This is a genomic window from Citrobacter sp. Cs237, assembly GCF_030332325.1.
Lineage (GTDB): Bacteria > Pseudomonadota > Gammaproteobacteria > Enterobacterales > Enterobacteriaceae > Citrobacter_A > Citrobacter_A sedlakii.
On the sequence record NZ_JAOWIB010000015.1, the window covers coordinates 1 to 294 of the forward strand.

The 294-nt window shown below is 50.0% G+C and carries 1 rRNA gene; it reads right to left on the bottom strand.

Annotated features, from left to right (window positions below):
• Window positions 1-63, bottom strand: a 5S ribosomal RNA gene (rrf, locus tag OGY07_RS00090); the annotation flags it as partial.
• Between the last annotated feature and the right edge of the window lie 231 nt (window positions 64-294).

Genomic DNA, 294 nt, shown 5'->3' on the forward strand with positions numbered 1-294 from the left:
ACGGCGTTTCACTTCTGAGTTCGGCATGGGGTCAGGTGGGACCACCGCGCTACGGCCGCCAGGCAAATTCTTTGTGCTCTTAAAACGAATCTTTTCCACTGATGCTGCGTTGGCCGCGCCTGCGAACGTCAGTCACATACTTTTGTATGCTCCTTCCGTCGCTACACTTGCCGCCTTGCCTCAGCGTAAAATCTTTCGTTTTCGCAAAATCTGTAATCAATGCTGAAAATCTTCTCAATTCCGCCAAAACATCTTCGGCGTTGTAAGGTTAAGCCTCACGGTTCATTAGTACCG